12 protein-coding genes are annotated in these 16,072 nt (G+C 75.2%); 3 read left to right on the forward strand and 9 right to left on the reverse strand.

Going from position 1 to position 16,072, the window contains the following annotated elements; genetic code table 11:
- From ACFWA9_RS01525 to ACFWA9_RS01545, 5 genes are all read right to left on the reverse strand, one after another.
- Positions 1-510: Pycsar system effector family protein (locus tag ACFWA9_RS01525; RefSeq protein ID WP_380382291.1), on the reverse strand; the 510-nt coding region annotated here is incomplete at its 3' end.
- Between the two features lie 3 nt (positions 511-513).
- The gene (locus ACFWA9_RS01530) at positions 514-2,241 is read right to left on the reverse strand and encodes a hypothetical protein (protein ID WP_380382293.1); all 1,728 of its coding nucleotides are present in this window, start codon (positions 2,239-2,241) and stop codon (positions 514-516) included.
- Entirely contained in the window at positions 2,238-5,144 is a 2,907-nt protein-coding gene (locus ACFWA9_RS01535) for a hypothetical protein (RefSeq protein WP_380382295.1), read from the reverse strand. Before ACFWA9_RS01535 ends, ACFWA9_RS01530 begins: the two co-directional genes overlap by 4 nt.
- Entirely contained in the window at positions 5,137-6,042 is a 906-nt protein-coding gene (locus ACFWA9_RS01540) for a hypothetical protein (RefSeq protein ID WP_359837068.1), read from the reverse strand. Before ACFWA9_RS01540 ends, ACFWA9_RS01535 begins: the two co-directional genes overlap by 8 nt.
- A 77-nt stretch (positions 6,043-6,119) precedes the next feature.
- Positions 6,120-6,842, reverse strand: a complete 723-nt coding sequence (locus ACFWA9_RS01545; RefSeq protein WP_329490224.1) for a Crp/Fnr family transcriptional regulator — start codon at positions 6,840-6,842, stop codon at positions 6,120-6,122.
- A gap of 771 nt (positions 6,843-7,613) precedes the next feature.
- Between ACFWA9_RS01545 and ACFWA9_RS01550 the strand changes: the two genes are divergently transcribed.
- Positions 7,614-8,831 (forward strand): hypothetical protein, encoded by a 1,218-nt coding sequence (locus ACFWA9_RS01550; protein WP_380382297.1) that lies wholly within the window; start codon positions 7,614-7,616, stop codon positions 8,829-8,831.
- Between the two features lie 93 nt (positions 8,832-8,924).
- Positions 8,925-11,189: a tetratricopeptide repeat protein gene (locus ACFWA9_RS01555; protein WP_380382299.1), complete on the forward strand. Its 2,265-nt coding sequence runs from the start codon at positions 8,925-8,927 to the stop codon at positions 11,187-11,189.
- A 215-nt stretch (positions 11,190-11,404) separates the two neighbouring features.
- Here the strand turns inward: ACFWA9_RS01555 and ACFWA9_RS01560 are convergent, their stop codons facing one another.
- From ACFWA9_RS01560 to ACFWA9_RS01575, 4 genes are all read right to left on the reverse strand, one after another.
- Positions 11,405-12,634: an MAB_1171c family putative transporter gene (locus ACFWA9_RS01560; protein ID WP_380382301.1), complete on the reverse strand. Its 1,230-nt coding sequence runs from the start codon at positions 12,632-12,634 to the stop codon at positions 11,405-11,407.
- Positions 12,627-13,034: a ParH-like protein gene (locus ACFWA9_RS01565; RefSeq protein ID WP_380382303.1), complete on the reverse strand. Its 408-nt coding sequence runs from the start codon at positions 13,032-13,034 to the stop codon at positions 12,627-12,629. Before ACFWA9_RS01565 ends, ACFWA9_RS01560 begins: the two co-directional genes overlap by 8 nt.
- 234 nt (positions 13,035-13,268) lie before the next feature.
- Complete coding sequence (locus ACFWA9_RS01570) at positions 13,269-13,688, reverse strand: XRE family transcriptional regulator (RefSeq protein ID WP_329490229.1); 420 nt, start codon at positions 13,686-13,688, stop codon at positions 13,269-13,271.
- A 198-nt stretch (positions 13,689-13,886) separates the two neighbouring features.
- Positions 13,887-14,900: a methyltransferase gene (locus tag ACFWA9_RS01575; RefSeq protein ID WP_352291834.1), complete on the reverse strand. Its 1,014-nt coding sequence runs from the start codon at positions 14,898-14,900 to the stop codon at positions 13,887-13,889.
- Positions 14,901-15,171: 271 nt separating this feature from the next.
- Here ACFWA9_RS01575 and ACFWA9_RS01580 point away from each other — a divergent pair, with 271 nt between their 5' ends.
- Positions 15,172-15,852, forward strand: coding sequence for a DUF1707 domain-containing protein (locus ACFWA9_RS01580; RefSeq protein ID WP_329490239.1), 681 nt, complete (start codon positions 15,172-15,174; stop codon positions 15,850-15,852).
- The last annotated feature ends 220 nt before the right edge of the window (positions 15,853-16,072 follow it).

Below are 16,072 nucleotides of genomic sequence, written 5' to 3' on the forward strand. Positions count from 1 at the left end.
GGTTTCGGCAGCGGGGTCGGGCGGCGGATCGTCCTCCTCGTCGTCGAAGAGGATGGCGTACGCACGCCGCCAGTGGACCCGGTCGGCCAGCGCCGCCCGGCCCACGGCCGGCAGCAGGTCACCGAAGTAGGTGACGCCCTCGTGATCGCGCTGGGTGCCGGTGCGGGGCAGGATCGCCCGCACCAGCGCCACGGCTCCGGCCGCCCAGAGCGCGCCGCCGAGGGCGAGCAGGACGGCGGCGAGGCCGGTGGGCCGGCCGTCCGGCCAGCTGCGGCCGAGCAGCAGGGCCGGCAGGCCGAGGGCGGCGGTGAGCAGGATCGAGGCCTTGGTGTCGGCCCGGCCGATGTCCTCGCGGACGGCGGCCAGCAGGCGGTCCGCGACGAAGCGGGCCTCGTCGGGGGCGGGTGCCTGCGGGGACGGGATCGGGGATGCGGTCGGGGTCGGGGACGTGGTCGAGGTGGCGGCGGGGGGCGGTATCGGGGGCACGGTGGTGGTGCGGGGGTCGGGCACGGCTCACCACCCGCCGTTCGGCGACCAGGGCCGGTCGTCGTCGCGGGCGTCGTCGGGGGCGTGGTCGGGGGCGTGATCGCGGCGCCGGCCCCAGTCGCGGTCGCGGTCGCGGTCGCGGTCCGGGCCGTGATCGTCGGTGCGCGGGGAGCCGGTCCGGGGCCCGGGGGCGTCGCGGGCCGGGGCGGGTTCCCAGTCGTCGAAGGCCTCGCTGGGCCGGCGTCGAAGCCGGGTGTCGGCGGCGGGCCGCTGCGGCGGAGCCGGGTCGGCCTCCAACCAGGAGGGCGTGTAGGGGCGTTGGCCGCCCGGACGGTCCGTCCGGTCGGTTCGGCGGTCGTCCGGCTCGGACCACCGGTTCTCGCGCTGCTCCGTACGGCGGTCGTTCCGGTGCGCGGCCCCTTCGTGCCGGGTGTCGCCGGGGCCGTCCGCCCTGGTGATCCGATCGTCCCGGCGGTCGTTCCGGTGGCGCTCGCTCCGGTTGGTGTCGCTCCGGTGGCCGTCGCTCCGGTGGCCGTCGCGGCGGTTGTCGTCGTGGCGGTCCGACCGGTCGTCCCAGCTGCTGCGGCGCTCGTCCCACCGGCTGTCGTTCCAGCTGTCGTTCCAGCCGTCGTTCCGGTCGCTGTTCCGGTCGTCCTTACGGTCGTCGTTCCGGTCGTCGTTTCGGCTGCCGTCGCGATCGTGCCGGCGGTTCGACCGGTCCGACCGGTCGTCCCGGTGCTCGTCCCAGCGGTCGTCCGGGCCGTCGTCGTGCTGCCGGCCGGGCGGCAGCTCGCGGCGCGGCGGTGCGGGCCGCACCGGCGGTCGGCCGAAGCTGCCCTCCACCCGGTACGCCCCGGTGCCCAGCAGCTCCCGGACCTGGCTCTCCAGTTCGGCGGACTGGATCACCCCCTTCTCGACCAGGTCCAGGGTGTGGTCGAGGAGTTCGCGCCGGTCCTGGCGGGCCTCCTGGCGCAGCAGCTCCATGAAGGCCCGGGCCTCCGCCGGGTTGTCGGCGAGCATGAAGCAGATCTGGCTCCACTCGCCGCCTTCGAGCATCACCCGGAACTTCTGCATCCGCAGCTGGAGCAGTTCGCCGCTGTGGTGTTCGCCGGCCAGGTCGTGCGCGTGCTCCCGCTCGGCCATCGTCCCCCGGTGGTCGTCGTCCCGGACCTGCTCGGCCTGCGCGATCGCCTTGCGGTCCACCGTGAAGCGGATGTACAACTCGGCCCGCAGGCCGAGGTCGTAGCCCAGGTCGTCCCACTGGCCGTTGCGGCAGGCGGACTTGACGGCGCGGTCGGCCTCGGTCGCGGCGGTGATCGGGTAGCCCGCGCAGACCCCGCGCAGGCGCTCGGTGAGCGGGGCCCGCAGCCGGACGGCGACGTTGGTGACCTGCTCGTCCACCACCTTGAGGTAGTCGGTGACCGTCCACTGGATGTCGGCCTCGACCTCGAAGAAGGTGGTGCCGCCCGCGGCCGGGACCTGCAGCGACACCCGGGTCATATGGGTGCCCCGCGCCACCTCGCAGACCGTCACCGGGCGGGCCATGAACGGGCGGCCGACGTGCTCGCTGCCCCGGGCGGTGATGATGCTGTGGCCGCCGTTGCGGTAGAAGAGCACCTGGGCGACGCCGGCACCGGGCTGCGGGAGGCCGCCCTCCGGGCGCGGGTACTCCTTGAGCAGCGGGCCTGCCGGGTGCACCGAGGAGGCGCCGCCCCGGCCGGGGGACTTCCGGCCCGCCTTCGGGTCGTCCGTCATCGTTCGTCCTCCTCGGTGTCCCTGCGCTGCCGGTCCGTGCGCTGTTCGTCCGTGTGCCGCCGGTCCGTGCGGTTCGGGTCGGGGGCGGGGCGGCTCCGGTCCGGACGGCCGACGGGGGCGGGCCGGGCCTCGGGGGCGGGGCGGCCCTCGGTGGCGAGGTGCCAGAGGCGGCGGGCCGCCGCCTTGTCCAGCGGGGCGTCGGGATCCTTCATCATCCGGCGCAACAACCAGTCCAGGAGTTGCCGTTCGCGGTCCCCGCCGAGCAGTGACGGCAGCAGCGCGGCCAGGCCCCGCCGGGTGTCCGGCCCGCCCTCCAGGCCGCCGTCCTCCTCGGGGACGGCCCCGCGCAACCAGTACTCCAGGCAGTCCGTGGCGGCCTCGTGGGAGCGCGGGGTGCGCAGCGCCGTCCACATCAGGTCGGCCAGGGCCCGGACCCGGTCCGGCCGGGTCACGGCGAGGGCCAGCGGCAGCGGCCAGTCCAGGTGGTCCGCGAGGTCCGGCGAGGCCTCGCCGTCCCAGACCTCGCCGACCGTGGTCACCGCCAGCCGGACGATGGTGAGCAGCCCCAGGTCCTGGTGCGGCACGCGGCGGTCGGCCGTCCAGTCGGCGATCCGGCGCAGGACCGCGCGGTCGTCGGGGCCGGACAGCAGCCGGACGGCGCTGTGCGAGACGAGCGGCGCCTGGTCGTCGTGCTCGTCGGTGCCGATCCGGGCCAGCCGGTCCAGCGCCTCCTCCACCGGGGCGATGTGGCCGAAGCCGAGGGCCATCGCGGCGGTCCAGCGCAGCCGCACCGAGTCGGACCTCGTCCAGTCCCGGACCAGGGCCCGGACGGCGGGCCGGTGGCTCTCGTGCCGGGCGGTCTGGTCGAGCACGGTCGCCGCGAAGGCGCGGCGCTGGGTGGCGGGGGCGGTGGCCATCGGGCGGACCAGCTTCTCGTAGCCGGTGGCGAAGTCCCGGGAGCACAGCTCGCCCGAGGCCAGCGCGGCCCGGACCCAGACCTCGGGGCGCGGGTCGTCGGCGAGCAGCCGCATCCAGCGGATCACCGGTTCGCGGGCCGGGTGGTGGCGGTCCCAGACCTCGGCGAGGACGGCGGCGGGCAGGGCGGCACCCCGGTAGCGGACGACCCGGGCGGGTGCGCCGACACCGGCCGTCTCGACCTCGCCGTCGGTCAACTCGGCCCGCAGGAAGGCGAGGTCGGAGGCCGGGTCGTCGCAGAACAGCGGCCGGGCGGGCGCGTTGGCGGGATCGCGGGCGACCGCGAACTCCCAGGTGAGCAGGTGCGCGGCCTCCGCGACGGTGCTGTGCGCCGAGCCGTTCAGGACGGCGAGGGCGATCCGGGACGCGGTGGGGTGCAGCACGGTGGCGGCCGAGCGTCCGTGGTCCCCGGCGGTGTCGGCGATCTCGCGGTCGGCGCCCGCGAACCACTGCTGGGCCTGCTGCGGGGCGAGGCTGGCGCAGCCGTCCAGCAGGTCCTGGCGGGTGAGCCGGCCGAGCACGTGGGCGGAGACCAGGTCGGCGAGCAGCTCGGCCTCGGCGGGGCGGAGGTCCTCCAGGCCGACGGCGGCGCGCACCTCCGGGTCGTCGACCAGTTCCTCGGCACGCCCGAACGCGTCGGGGTCGGTCCGGAACGGCTCCCCGGTGGACCCTGCTGCGGACCCGGTGGACCCGGTGGACCCGGTGTACCCGGTGGACCCTGCCGCGGACCCGGCGTCGGACTCCGCGTCCGGGTGCTCGCCGCCCGCCCCGGCGGGCTCCGCCGCGAGGCGCTCGGCCAGCCGGGCCCGGAGCAGTTCCTCGGTGGGCGCCGGCGGGCAGATCAGGCCGTACCGCCCGGCGAGCAGCGGGGCGGCGGCGGGGCCGGCGGCGACCACCAGGACCGCGAAGGAGTCCCGGGCGACGAGGGCAGCGGCGAGCGCGTCGAGTTCGAACTCGTCGGGCGGCAGTACCGTGCGTCCCCCGCCGGACGGGAGTTCGAGCAGGTAGCCGCGGTCGCGGTCCTCGCCCTCGGCGACCACGGTGGTCAGCCGGGGCACCCGGGTGTCCGGCGCGATCCGGGAGACCCGGGCGGGCGGCTTCTCGCCGGCCGCCCCGCCGGGCTCCGCCCCGGCCGCGGGCTGCGCGGGGCCCGCCTGGGTCAGTTCGTCGAGCAGCGCCAGCGCGGTGCACGTCCGGCCGGTGCCCGGGGCGGCGGCGAGCACCAGCACGCGCTGGCGGCGCAGCGCCCGCTGGAGGCCCACGTACCCCTCCGGCTCGCGGTAGATCCGGCGGACCCGGCGCAGTTCCGCCTCCGGCACCGGGCCGCTGACCGCGCCGACCGCCTGCCGGCCGTCCAGGCTGAGGTGGACGTCGCCGATGTGGGCGCGGTGGAACACCGAGCGGTCGAAGAGGTTGTGGTCGCCGCCGACCTGGTAGGAGGACCGGGCCGAGCGGTGGGCGCGGGAGGTGGCGGCCATCCCGGTGGCGGCGCCGCCCTCGTCCTCCTGCTCGTCCAGGAGGCGGTCGCGGCTGCGTTCGCGGAAGCGGCCGGCGGCGCGCTCGCGTTCGGAGCGCTCCTGCTCCTCGCCGTCCTGTTCGGCGCGCCCCGGCTCCTCCCGGTCGGCCTCGGCGCGCGGTGGCTCGTCCCCGGTGCGCACCGGCTCGTCGCCGGCCGGCGGCTGCGGCCCGCGGTCCCGCTCGGGGCGGTCCGGCCCGGGGCGCTCCCGGTCGGCGCGGTCGCGCCCGGGGCGGTGCTCACCGCGGCGGTCCCGGTCGCCCGGCTCGCGGCCGCGGTCGTGGTGCCCGCGGTTCTCGGGCCCGCCGGCCCGGGGCTCCGGGCGGGGCTCCGGCCGCCGGGCGGCGCGCTCGCGCGGCTCCTCCGCCCTGCGCTCGGCGGGTGCCTCGGTGGTGCCGGCGGGCTCAGCCACGGCGGTCTCCCTCGGTGGTGCGGCCGATGTGGACCGGCGCCTGGTACGTGTTGTCGTGGTGCACCGAGAGGTCCCCGGCGACGGTGGTGCCGTGGGGCAGACCGGTGGCGACCGGGTCCGCGGCGGGCCCGGGGCGGGGCTCGGTCCGGTGCGGGGCGCTCCCGGCCGCGTGGTCCGGTGCGCCCGTCGTGCCGCCGTCGGCCGTCCCGCCGCGAGCCGGCTCCCCTGTGGTCGGCTCGTCGGCGGGCGGCCCCTCGGCGGACGTGCCGCCGCCCTCGGGTACCGGGACGGGCCGTGGCCTGCCCGGCAGCCGGAGCCAGGCGTGCACCCCGCCGTCCTTGAGCCGCAGTCGCGCCGGAGCGTAGTGCTCGGGGTCGACGAAGCGGCCGCCGTGGCAGACGACCTCCCGGTACAGGGAGTCGGAGACGACCACCACCAGGTCGGCCCGGTCGCGTTCGAGCAGCCGGCGTGCGGCGTCCGAGTCGGTGAGCCGGCAGGCGAGGTCGACGGCGTGGCCGCTGATCCCCTGGGCGTCGTGCGTGACGGGGCCGACGTGCAGGCCGATCCGGAGCCCGAGCGGCATCCGCAGGTCGCGGTTGTCCTGGCGCAGCTGCTCGTGCACCTCGGCCACCCAGACGCCGATGATCCGGGCCGGCGGGACGGTCGAGGCGATGGCCGCCAGGATGCCGTCGCCGCGGTCCTCGCGGTGGACGAGCCGGGCCGGCACCCCGGCCCGGGCGAACGCCCGGTCGAGGACGGCGTAGAGCTGCCGGCGCATCCGGGTCTTGCCCTGGTCGTCGTAGGACCCGGACCGCCGGACGTCCACGCCCACGACCAGCTCGTACACCGCGTCGACTGCCTGGTCGTCCACGTCCACCCCCATGGTTGTCTCTGCCACACCGTCAGGATTGCCTGCCGCGCGCCGGGTTGTCTGTGACCGTTTACATGCGCCGTGCGGTGACGCCCGGCCGCGCCTCATGTGCGCCGTCGCGCCTCCGGCCGCTGCTCGGCCGGTCCCCGCGCGAGCAGCAGCAGCGGGGCGGGGGCGAGGATCTCGACCTGCCGGGTGCCGGTGCGCACCAGGCCCTGGTCGCGCAGGAGTCTGAGCGCCTTGGCCACCGCCTCGCGGGTGGCGCCGACGGTCGCGGCGAGGTCCTCCTGGGCGAGGTGGACGACCGCGGCGGCGCCGTCCCGGCCCGGCCGGGAGGTGGCGTCGGTGCCGGAGAGCTCCACCAGGCGGCGGGCGAGTCGCTGGACCACGGTGAGCGAGGCGAGCGCGGACCGTTCGCGGTCCGAGTCCCTCAGCCGGGAGGCCAGTTGGGTCATCACCTGGCTGCCGACCCGGGGGCTTTCGGCCAGGAACCGGCGGAAGCTGTCGCCGGGGATCACCAGGGTCTTGACGGGCCCGAGCGCCTGGACCGTCGCACTGCGCGGTCGCTGGTCCAACGCGGCCAGCTCGCCGATGAGTTCACCCGGTCCGCGCAGGCCGAGCACGAGCCGGGTCGCCCCCCGGTCGATGGCCGTGAAGACCATGGACCAGCCGGCCAGCACCAGCAGGACGTGCGTGGACCGGTCGCCCTCGGAGAGCAGGTGCTGCTCCGGCCGGAACGTCCGCTCGGCCCCGAGCGAGACCAGGGCTTCGAGATCGTGGGCGGTGAGTGTTCGGGCGAAGGGCTGGTCGCCGCCGAGCAGACCCATGTCACCTCCTGGTCCTCACCAACCGTCTTGATCCGCTCCGACGTTGGGAGATCGTAGACCTGCCGGAGGAGGAATTTGGCCGAATTTCTCGCGACGGGAGCGATGTGGTGCTGGAGGGATTCACGAGGCTGGTGTGACATCTCCGCGAGGAGTCGGCGGTGCCCGGGCCGTACGGCGAACGGGCAGGTCGGCAAGGTGATCGCGGGAAGAGCGGCGCGGTTTGGGACACGATTCAGACATCTCTTGGCAACAGTGCGGTGTACACGCTCGATGCGCCGTCGTGCGCCCCCGCGCACTGCGCCCCGGGGGGCGTCCGGCGAACCGGCCGGGCGGTCCCGGTCACGCCGGGTGGCCAGCGGCGGCGGGCGGGTCGGAGGTGGCCTGCGGGGCCGGGTGGGCGGGCCGTCCGACGGCCTTCTCCACCGTTCCGGCCAGTCGAGTCCGGTCCCTTGACACGATCGGCACAACTTCACCACTCTTGGCCCATCGCCGAGCTGGTGTGGACGACTGACCCATAGTCATTCATTTCAGCTGATGGCGTTGTTGCCAGCCAGTCATCGAAGGAGGTGTGTGCCATGAAGAAGATCGTCGTCCGCAAGGCCGGCCCGGTTCGCCTCACCAGCGCGGCCCGTGCGCTGTACCTGCCGTGGTCCTGCGCCGTGCAGAACTGATCCATCCCCCCGGGCACGGGGCACACGGTGCCGGCCGGACCCACGTGCCGGCCGGCACCGCTCCGCCTCGCCCCTCCGCCTACCTCCCGCAGGAGGATCCGTGCACTCCTCCACGGACAGCGGCTCCGCCGCCCCGGGCGTCGACCTGGACCGTGCGGTGCCACTGCGTCGCCTCGTCTATCTGCAGGAGGCCGACGAAGTCACCATCGGCAGCCCGGAGACCGACACCTACGCCGTCTTCCCGCCCGACGGCGCCGAACTGGTCCGGATGCTGGCCGACGGCCGCACGCCCCGCGAGGCCGCCGAACGCTACGAGGCCGCGCACGGCGAGAGCGTCGACATCGCCGACCTGGTCGAGGCCCTCGTCGAGCTCGACCTCGTCCGCTCCGCCGGGGAACCGGCGGGACCGGACGGACCGGCGGGCGGTGGTACCCCGGTGCGCTGGCAGCGGCTGGGCCGGCTGGTGTTCAGCCGACCGGCCTTCGTCGGCTACGCACTCGTGACGGCCCTCGCCGTCGCCGAGATGATCCGGGTGCCCCGGCTGGTCCCGCGCGTCGACCACATCTTCTTCAGCTCGTCCTACACCCTCGTCGTGCTGATGCTGTTCGTCGGCCAGGTGCCGCTGCTCGCCCTGCACGAGGCCTTCCACGCGCTGGCCGGACGCCGGCTCGGCCTGCGCTCGCGGCTCTCGGTCGGACGCCGGCTCGTCTACCTGGTCCTGGAGACCTCCCTCGACGGGCTGGTCGGCGTGGAGCGCCGGAAGCGCTACCTGCCCATCATGGCCGGCATGCTGGCCGACACCCTGGCGATCGCCGTGCTCACCCTCGTCGCGGACCTGACCCGTGACGCGAACGCCGTCGTCGCGTCGATCTGCCTCGCGATGGCCTACGCCACCGTACTGCGCCTCGCCTGGCAGGGGTTCTTCTACCTGCGGACCGACCTCTACGTCCTGCTCAGCACCATCCTGGGCTGCGTGAACCTGCACGCCGCCGCGGCCGACGTGCTGCGCAACGCCGTTCGGCGCGGCACCGGACGGCCGCCGCTGGACCTGTCCGTCCACCACCCGGTGGACCGCCGGGTCGCGCGCTGGTACGCCTGGCTGATGCTGGTGGGCTACGTGTTCACGCTCACGATGTTCGCCGGGGTCGTCGTGCCGACGGCCTACCGGCTGCTGCACGACATGTGGCTGCGGCTGACCGGCCAGGCCTCGCTCGCCGGCCGGCTCGACTCGCTCGCCCTGATGCTGCTCAGCGCCGCGCAGACGGTGGCCGTCCTCGTGCTCGCCGCCCGCGAGCGGCGGGCCGCCGCCTCGGCCTGACGCCCGCCCCCGCCCGTGCGCGGCTCGCCGCCCCGGCCCGACGCCCGAACCGACCCCTCTCTCCTGCGCCACCGCACGAAAGGCAGCTGTGTCATGGCCGAGCACCGCCACTACTGGGTCCGCGCCGCCGGGCGTCCCGCCCGCGCCGACGCCCGCGAGCGGCTCGACCTGCCGCCCGTGCTCGCCCTGGTGAACGCCAACCGCCGGCTCCGGGGGCCCTACACGGCCGTCGGCTCGATCCTGCGGGCGATCGTCCCGGACGCGCTCGCCCGCTGCCCCGAGGCCGTCACCGGGCACGACATCGAGATCCTCTCCACCACCCCGGAGCTGCGCGACCTGGTGCCGGCCACCCGGGAGACGCTGACCTCGCTCGCGGTGCCCAAGGAGCGCACCCGCTTCTACTCGGCGCTGCGCACCCTGCGGATCGCCCACGGCCTGGTCGAGTTCCTGGAGGCGTACCTGCGCGCGGCCGGTTCCGCCCCGCGCACGCTGATCGTCGACGACGCCCACGCGGCCGATCCCACGGACGCCGAGTTCCTCGCCGTCCTGCTGCGGCGCGTCGATCCCGCGCTGCTCACCGTGGTGGTCACCACCGGCGCCGAGCCGCCCGCGAGCCCGGCCGGCCTCGGCAGCGAGGACCTGCCGACCGCGCTGGCCGCGTACTGCACGGTGGTCGGCCCGGTGGTGGCCTCGGTGGTCGCCCCGGCGGGGGAGGGCGGCGCGCCGGGCGAGGGGCGGCCGGCGGGTGCGGTGAGCGAAGGAGGCCCGGCCGGGACGCCGTCGGCCGCCGCGCTCGGCCGCCGGCACATCGCCGGGGACGGCGTGGGCGACGACCCGGACGAGCTCGCCGCCTACCTGGCCCTGCCGCCCACCGAGCGCGCCCGGCTGCACGACCTGCGACGGGCCGAGCTGGAGACGGCCGGGGAGTCCTCGCTGCGGCTCGGCGCCATCGCCTGGCACGCGGAGCACGGCAGCGACCCGTCCGGCGTCGGGGCGGACACGCTGCGCCACGCGCTCGACCACTGCATGGACCTCGGCTACTACCACGCCGTCCTGGACCTCGGCGAGCGCGGCCGGCGGCTGGTCACCCACGAGAGCCACCCCACCCACTGGTGGGCCTTCACCACCAAGATGACCACCTCCTTCGCCGCGCTCGGCCTTGCCGAGCAGGCGCTGCCGCTGTACGACGAGGCCCGGGCGCTCAGCTCCTCGCCCGAGGTCCACATGCAGGCCGCGTACGCCACGGCCATGCTCCACACCCGGCACTTCGGCGCCGACCGGCGCGACCACCAGCTGGCCCGGAGCTGGGTCAACCAGGCGATCGCCTTCGCGAAGTGGCACCCCGAACCCAAGGAGCGGGAGGCGCGGGTCGTGTTCAACCGCAACGGCCTCGCGCTGATCGAGGTCCACCAGGGCCGCCTGGACGCCGCGTTGGAGCTGCTCGACGCCTGCATCGCCCGGCTCGACGAGACCCTGGAGGAGCACGAGCACGCGCTGCACCGCTCCGTGCTGCGCTACAACCGCGCGCAGGTGTACGCGGGCCTCGGCCGCCACACCGACGCCGTCGCCGACTACACGGCGGTGATCGAGTGCGACCCCAACTACGCCGAGTACTACTTCGACCGGGGCATGCTCTGGCGCGACCTCGGCAGTCCGGAGCAGGCGCTGGCCGACTACGACCGCGCCATCCGGCTGTCGCCGCCCTTCCCGGAGGCGTACTTCAACCGGGCCGACGTGCTGGCCGAGCTCGGCGAGACCGAGGCGGCCGCGGCGGACTTCGGCTACGTACTGGAGCTCGACCCGGCGTTCGCCGACGCCCGGCTCAACCGGGCCGCCCTGCTGTTCGAGGCGGGCGAGCACGAACGCGCCCTGGGCGAGGTCGGGACCGGATTGGCGGCGACTCCGGACAGCCCGCAACTCCTGTGCCTGAAGGGTCAGCTGCTGGCGGCCGAGGGCGACCCCGCGGCGGCGTCCGAGGCCTGGCGGGCCGCGCTCGCCGCCGACCCCGAGTACGCCCAGGCGTGGGCCCTGCTCGGCGAACTCCGCTACGAGGAGGGCGACCTGGACGGCGCGAGTGCCGACCTGGCCCGTGCGGTCGAGCTCTCGGCGGACCCGGGCATGCGGTTCAACCTGGCCGTGGTCCACCACGACGCCGGACGCTACGGCGAGGCCCTCGGGCTGCTCGACGAGGTGCTCGGCGCGACCGAGGACGTGGACGCCCGCTTGCAGCGGGCCCGTTGCCTGATCGGGCTCGACCGGGCGGACACCGCCAGGGCCGACCTGCTCGCCTGCCTGGAGGCCGACCCCGGGTCCGCGGAGCAGGTGTACGAGCTGATGCCCGACCTGGCCCGGGTCTGAGCTGGCCCGGGTCTGAGCGGGGCCGGGTCTGAGCGGGGCCGGGTCTGCGCCGGGGCCGTTCCTGAGCGGGCCAGTTCCTGAGCAGGCCCGTTCCTGATCCGGCCCGTTCCTGAGCGGGCCCGCCGATGCCGCCCCGGCCGCCGATGTCGCCCCGCCCACCGATGTCGCCCCGCCGCCCCGCCGCAGACGCCGGGCGGCGGGGCGGCCCCATGCCGTCAGTGCCGGAGCGCGGCGCGGCCCAGCTCGTCGCGCACCCGGGCGCGGACGTGCGCCACGGCGGGCGAGCCGGTGTAGGCGGCGGCCACCCGGACCAGCCAGGCCGCCTCCTCGTGGATGCCCGCCGCCACCGGGTGGGGCACGCACCCCTCGCCGGGGTGCCCGGCGAACCGGTGCCCGGCCCGGGCCGCCTCCAGGGCGGCCGCGATGGCGGCTGCCTCCACCACGGCCGCCAGCGCCTCCGCTTCGGCGGGGCCGACGGCCTCCGCCACCCAGTGCCGCACCTCGGGGTGCAGATGGGGACGGAGGGCGAGCTGGCCGTCGCGGATCTCGATGATCCGCCGGTACAGCGCGAACTGGATGTCGCGGCGACGCGGCCCGCCGGCGCCGCCGAAGAGCCCGGTCTGGGCAGCGAGTTCGATCTCCGGTAGCGCCGTCCGCATCGCCGACCAGAGCGGACCGAGCCTGCGGTGATCGTGCCAGGCCCGGACGCGTCCGGCCCAGTCCGCCCAGCCGGACGCGGTCGCACCGGCGAAGCCGAGCGTCACGCAGACGGCGCCCGCCAGCGCGGACACCCTGCTCTCCGCGCCGTTCTCGTGGCCCGTGGCGAGGATGTTCGCCAGGTCGTGCAGGGTGTCCGCGGTCCACAGCAGGCCCGCGAGCGCGCTCAGTGCCATCAGGCGCAGGCCCAGCCGGAGGACTCCGCGCGGCAGGCACCGCGCGCAGCGCCCGATCAGGAAGCCGAAGACCGCCAGGCACCACGCGGTGTGGAGGGCGAACAACGTGACGTAGGCCGCCAGGACGGGCCGGCCCGCGGCGTCGACGCCGACCTCGGCGCCCTGTCGGACGGGCGAGGCGGCGAGGAAGAGGGCGACGCCCAGCAGGACGGTGCCGGCCGTGAGGGCGGCCTGCCGCCGCACCGCGCGCCGCGCCGCCGCGGCCGGCCGGGTGGAGTACGCCATCATGGCCAGCGCGCCGGAGGCCGCGACCTTCAACTGGTCAGCCAGCAGGGTGAGGTGGCTCGGATCGGGGAGCAGGGCGGCCAGCGCCGGACCGGTGGCGGGGGCACTCACCGCCATCCCCGCGCCGATCAGCGCCCCGCAGGCGTAGCCGTGGTGGAGCGCCGGATCGGACCGGCGTCCCCGGTCCATCAGGATCTTCCAGACCGTGCCCAGCAGCGCGACCGCACCGGCGAAGTACCCGGCGGCGTTGGCCAGCTGGTCACCCACGGCGGGCCGCGCCGGGCCGCAGCGGCCGGCCGAACACGTACCGTAACCGGACGACCTGGTCGGCGAGTTGGCCGACGGCGGTGGAGCGCGGCCGGTGCAGCGCGCGTTGTAACGCGAGGGAGGCGACGAGCTCCGCCTCCTGCTCCATCCGCTGCGTGTAGCCGGACCGGCCGAGCACCCGGCGCACCAGGTCCTCCGGCAGCAGCGTGGTCAGCGCGGGCGACACGGCCGGGGCGGCCCCGGGGCCGCCGGTGTGCCCGCAGAGGAGGTGGCCGATCTCGTGCAGCACGATGTGCTGCTGGTGCAGCGCCGTGGTGTCGGCCGGGTAACCGATGTAGTCCGCCCGGTCGGTGGTGATCAGCACGCCGCACGGCGAGTGCTCCGGACCGGAGAGCGGCATCAGTTCGATGGGTCTGCCGCGCCGCACGGCGAGCGCCTCGGTCAGCGCCGGTATGCCGAACGGTTCCGGAATCGGTATCGACTCCGCGACCCCCCGACATCGCTGCCAGAGCCCCTGCTCAACCCCACCCGGATACCCCACGATTCGCCCCCCTGGCGGTCGACCGGGAGGTGATACTACGGACGCGGCAAGGCCGAGGGAATCCGCTTCACCATCTCGGAGCCGTCGCGGCAGCTACCGGCCGCCGGCCTCGCGGCGGGCGATCGCCTCGATCATGTCGCTGATCGTGCCGAGCCCTTCGGGGGAGAGCGTCACCGCGCGCAGCGCCACGTCCCGTACGCCCGCGTTGCGCAGCGCACCGAGCAGCGCCAGCTCCTCGGCGATCCTGGCACTCTGCCGGTCGTCGAAGAAGTACGTCGGCGGCACCTGGAAGAACTGCGCCAGCGCTTCGAGGTGACGCTTCGTCGGGTTGTTCCGGCGGCCGGTCCGGAGCTGCCAGAGGTACGTCGCCGAGAAGCTCTCGCCGGTCGCCTCCCGACAGGCCCGGGCGACCTCCTCGTGGCTGTACGGCTCACGGTCGGGACGGCGGACCACGTCGAACAGCCGGTCCAGCTTCGCCGCGAGCGTGGACGCACCGGAGTCCGCATCGGGCACGGCACACCTCTTCCCTCACCCCGGGCGCACGCGTCGTCCGTGCGCGGATCGACCTCTCGCCAACCGAGCCCCCAGTCTAGTTGCTCCCCCACGCGGGGCACCGGCCCGGCGAGGAGCCTCCTGCCGGAGCGCGTCCGGAGTCCGTCACTCCGCTCGCGCCGTGGTCGTCGTGTCGCCGGGGATGAGGCCGGGGGACGGTCAGGCGAGGGTGCAGGTGGTGACGGTGAGGTCGGCGGGGCAGGGGGTGAGGGAGACGACCTGGAGGCCGGCGGCGGCGGCTTCGCGGCGCATGTCGGCCTCGGTCCGCTCGCGGGTGTTGGGCTCGCCGACGATCATCTTGATGACGTTGCGGAAGGCGGCGCCGGAGTCGTGCTCCGCGAGGGGGTCGATGACCAGGAGGGTCGGGGAGCCGTCGGCGCCGGCGCTCATGGCGCGGCGGATGTTGCCGAGGATCTGGATGCCGCTCTCGGAACTCCAGTCGTGGAGGACGTTCTTGAGGATGTAGAGGTCGCCGCCCTCGGGCACCTCGCGGAGGATGTCGGCGGGGCGGTAGGTGAGTCGCCCGGCGAGGTCCGCGTCGCCCGAGGCGCGGAGGTCGGCCTCGGCCCGCCGACAGGTGTCCGGACGGTCCACGCAGACGCCCTTGAGGTGCGGGTGGGCGGTGAGGATCGCCTTGAGGAGCGTGCCGTTGCCGCCGCCGACGTCGATCACCGTGCGGACGTCCTCGAACGGGACGTGCTCCGCCAGGATCTTGCCGATCGGCCGGGCCCAGTCCTGCATCGCGAGGTCGAAGATCCGCGCGGTCTCGGGGTCCTTCTCCAGGTACTCGTAGAGCGACACGCCGAAGGCGTGGGGCATGACCGAGGTGCCGGTCCGGACCGCCTCGGCCAGGCCGCCGGCGGCGGCCTGGGCGTAGAGGCCGCAGAGCAGCGCGGTCAGGTGCCGCATCGAGTCGGGGTGGTCGGTGCGGAGCAGCTCGGACTGGGGCGAGTTGGTGTAGCGGCCGTCCTCGTCCCGGGCGAAGATCCCCAGTGCCGTCAGGGCCGTCATCAGGGAGACCAGCGCGTCGCGGTCCGCGTCGACGGCCTTGGCCAGCTCGGCGGCCGTGGCCGGTCCGTCCGCGAGGGCGTCGGCCACACCCAGCCGAGCCGCGGCGCCGACCGTCGCGGACGTCAAGGATCCCATGACAAGACTCACCAGCGACGTTTCCATGGCCCCGTTCACTTCCTAGGCTTAGACGGCAGGTTGCGCATGACGGTTCGTTCGGCCGACGGTAATGCGGGGAGGCGCCGTGCGTCGCGTCGTTCAACTGCCCCGCCGTGAGACGGGAGTTCGGGGCCGGGCGGCGCCCGGGGATCCGGTCCGGCGCGCGGGGGCCACCAGTTGAACACGGCCGAATGTTCCGCTTGCGGTCGAAGGGACAAACCGGTGTCATGTACCGTCGATTCGAGGTGACTCCCCAGAGAAGGATCAGGCCGGAGACATGACGGATGACACGGCGTCGAACGGTCGCAAGGCCGGGGACGTGTCCGCGGAGGACATCAGGGCTTCGCACGCCGACCGGGACGAGGTCGTCGAGATCCTCCGCGACGCCGCGGCGGACGGCCGGCTCACGGCCGAGGAACTCGACGAGCGCCTCACGGTGGCGCTGAACGCCCGCACCTTCGGTGAACTGGCCGGGCTGACCCGCGATCTGCCGGTCGCCCCCCTCGCTCCGGTCGTCCCCGCGCCCGCGCCCGTCCCCGCGCCCCCGGTGCGGACGGGCCCGCCGGGCAAGGACATCGTGGAGATCAACCAGCGCTTCGGCACCCTGCGCCGGTCCGGGCCCTGGGAGGTCCCGCGCCGGCTGGACGTCCGCATGCACGGGGGCGACGTCAAGCTCGACTTCACCCAGGCGGTGATCACTCACGACACGCTCGACCTCGACGTCTACCTGAGCATCGGCGGTGACCTGGTCATCGTGGTCAGGCCCGGCATCGTGGTGGCGACCCACGACCTGGCCGTCGGGGTGGGCGACCTCAAGGTCCGCGTGCCCAAGGCGGCCTGGAACGAGCCGACGGAGCTCCGGGTGAACGTGACCGGGCGGGTGCGCGGCGGCGACGTGGTGGTGCGGTACCCGCGGCGGACGCTCGGGCAGTGGATGCGCGGGGAGAGCGCGCTCTGAGGTAGCGGTCGGACCGCGGTCCGGCGAGGGGCGGTGGCCCCGGTGAGGGCGGTGGTCGGCTCGGAGGAGCCGGCCACCGCCCCTTGCGTTGTGCGAGGAAGGTGTGCGAGCGCGCACGCATCGCCCTGGACCCGAATAGCCGGGCGATGGTATTCAATGGTGTCCGGTACCCGCGCGCACCGGTGGAACGAGTGCTGGATTCCTCGATTCCCGGGCGTGG

Origin of the sequence: Kitasatospora sp. NPDC059973 (assembly GCF_042737525.1) — a bacterium.
Classification (GTDB): domain Bacteria; phylum Actinomycetota; class Actinomycetes; order Streptomycetales; family Streptomycetaceae; genus Kitasatospora.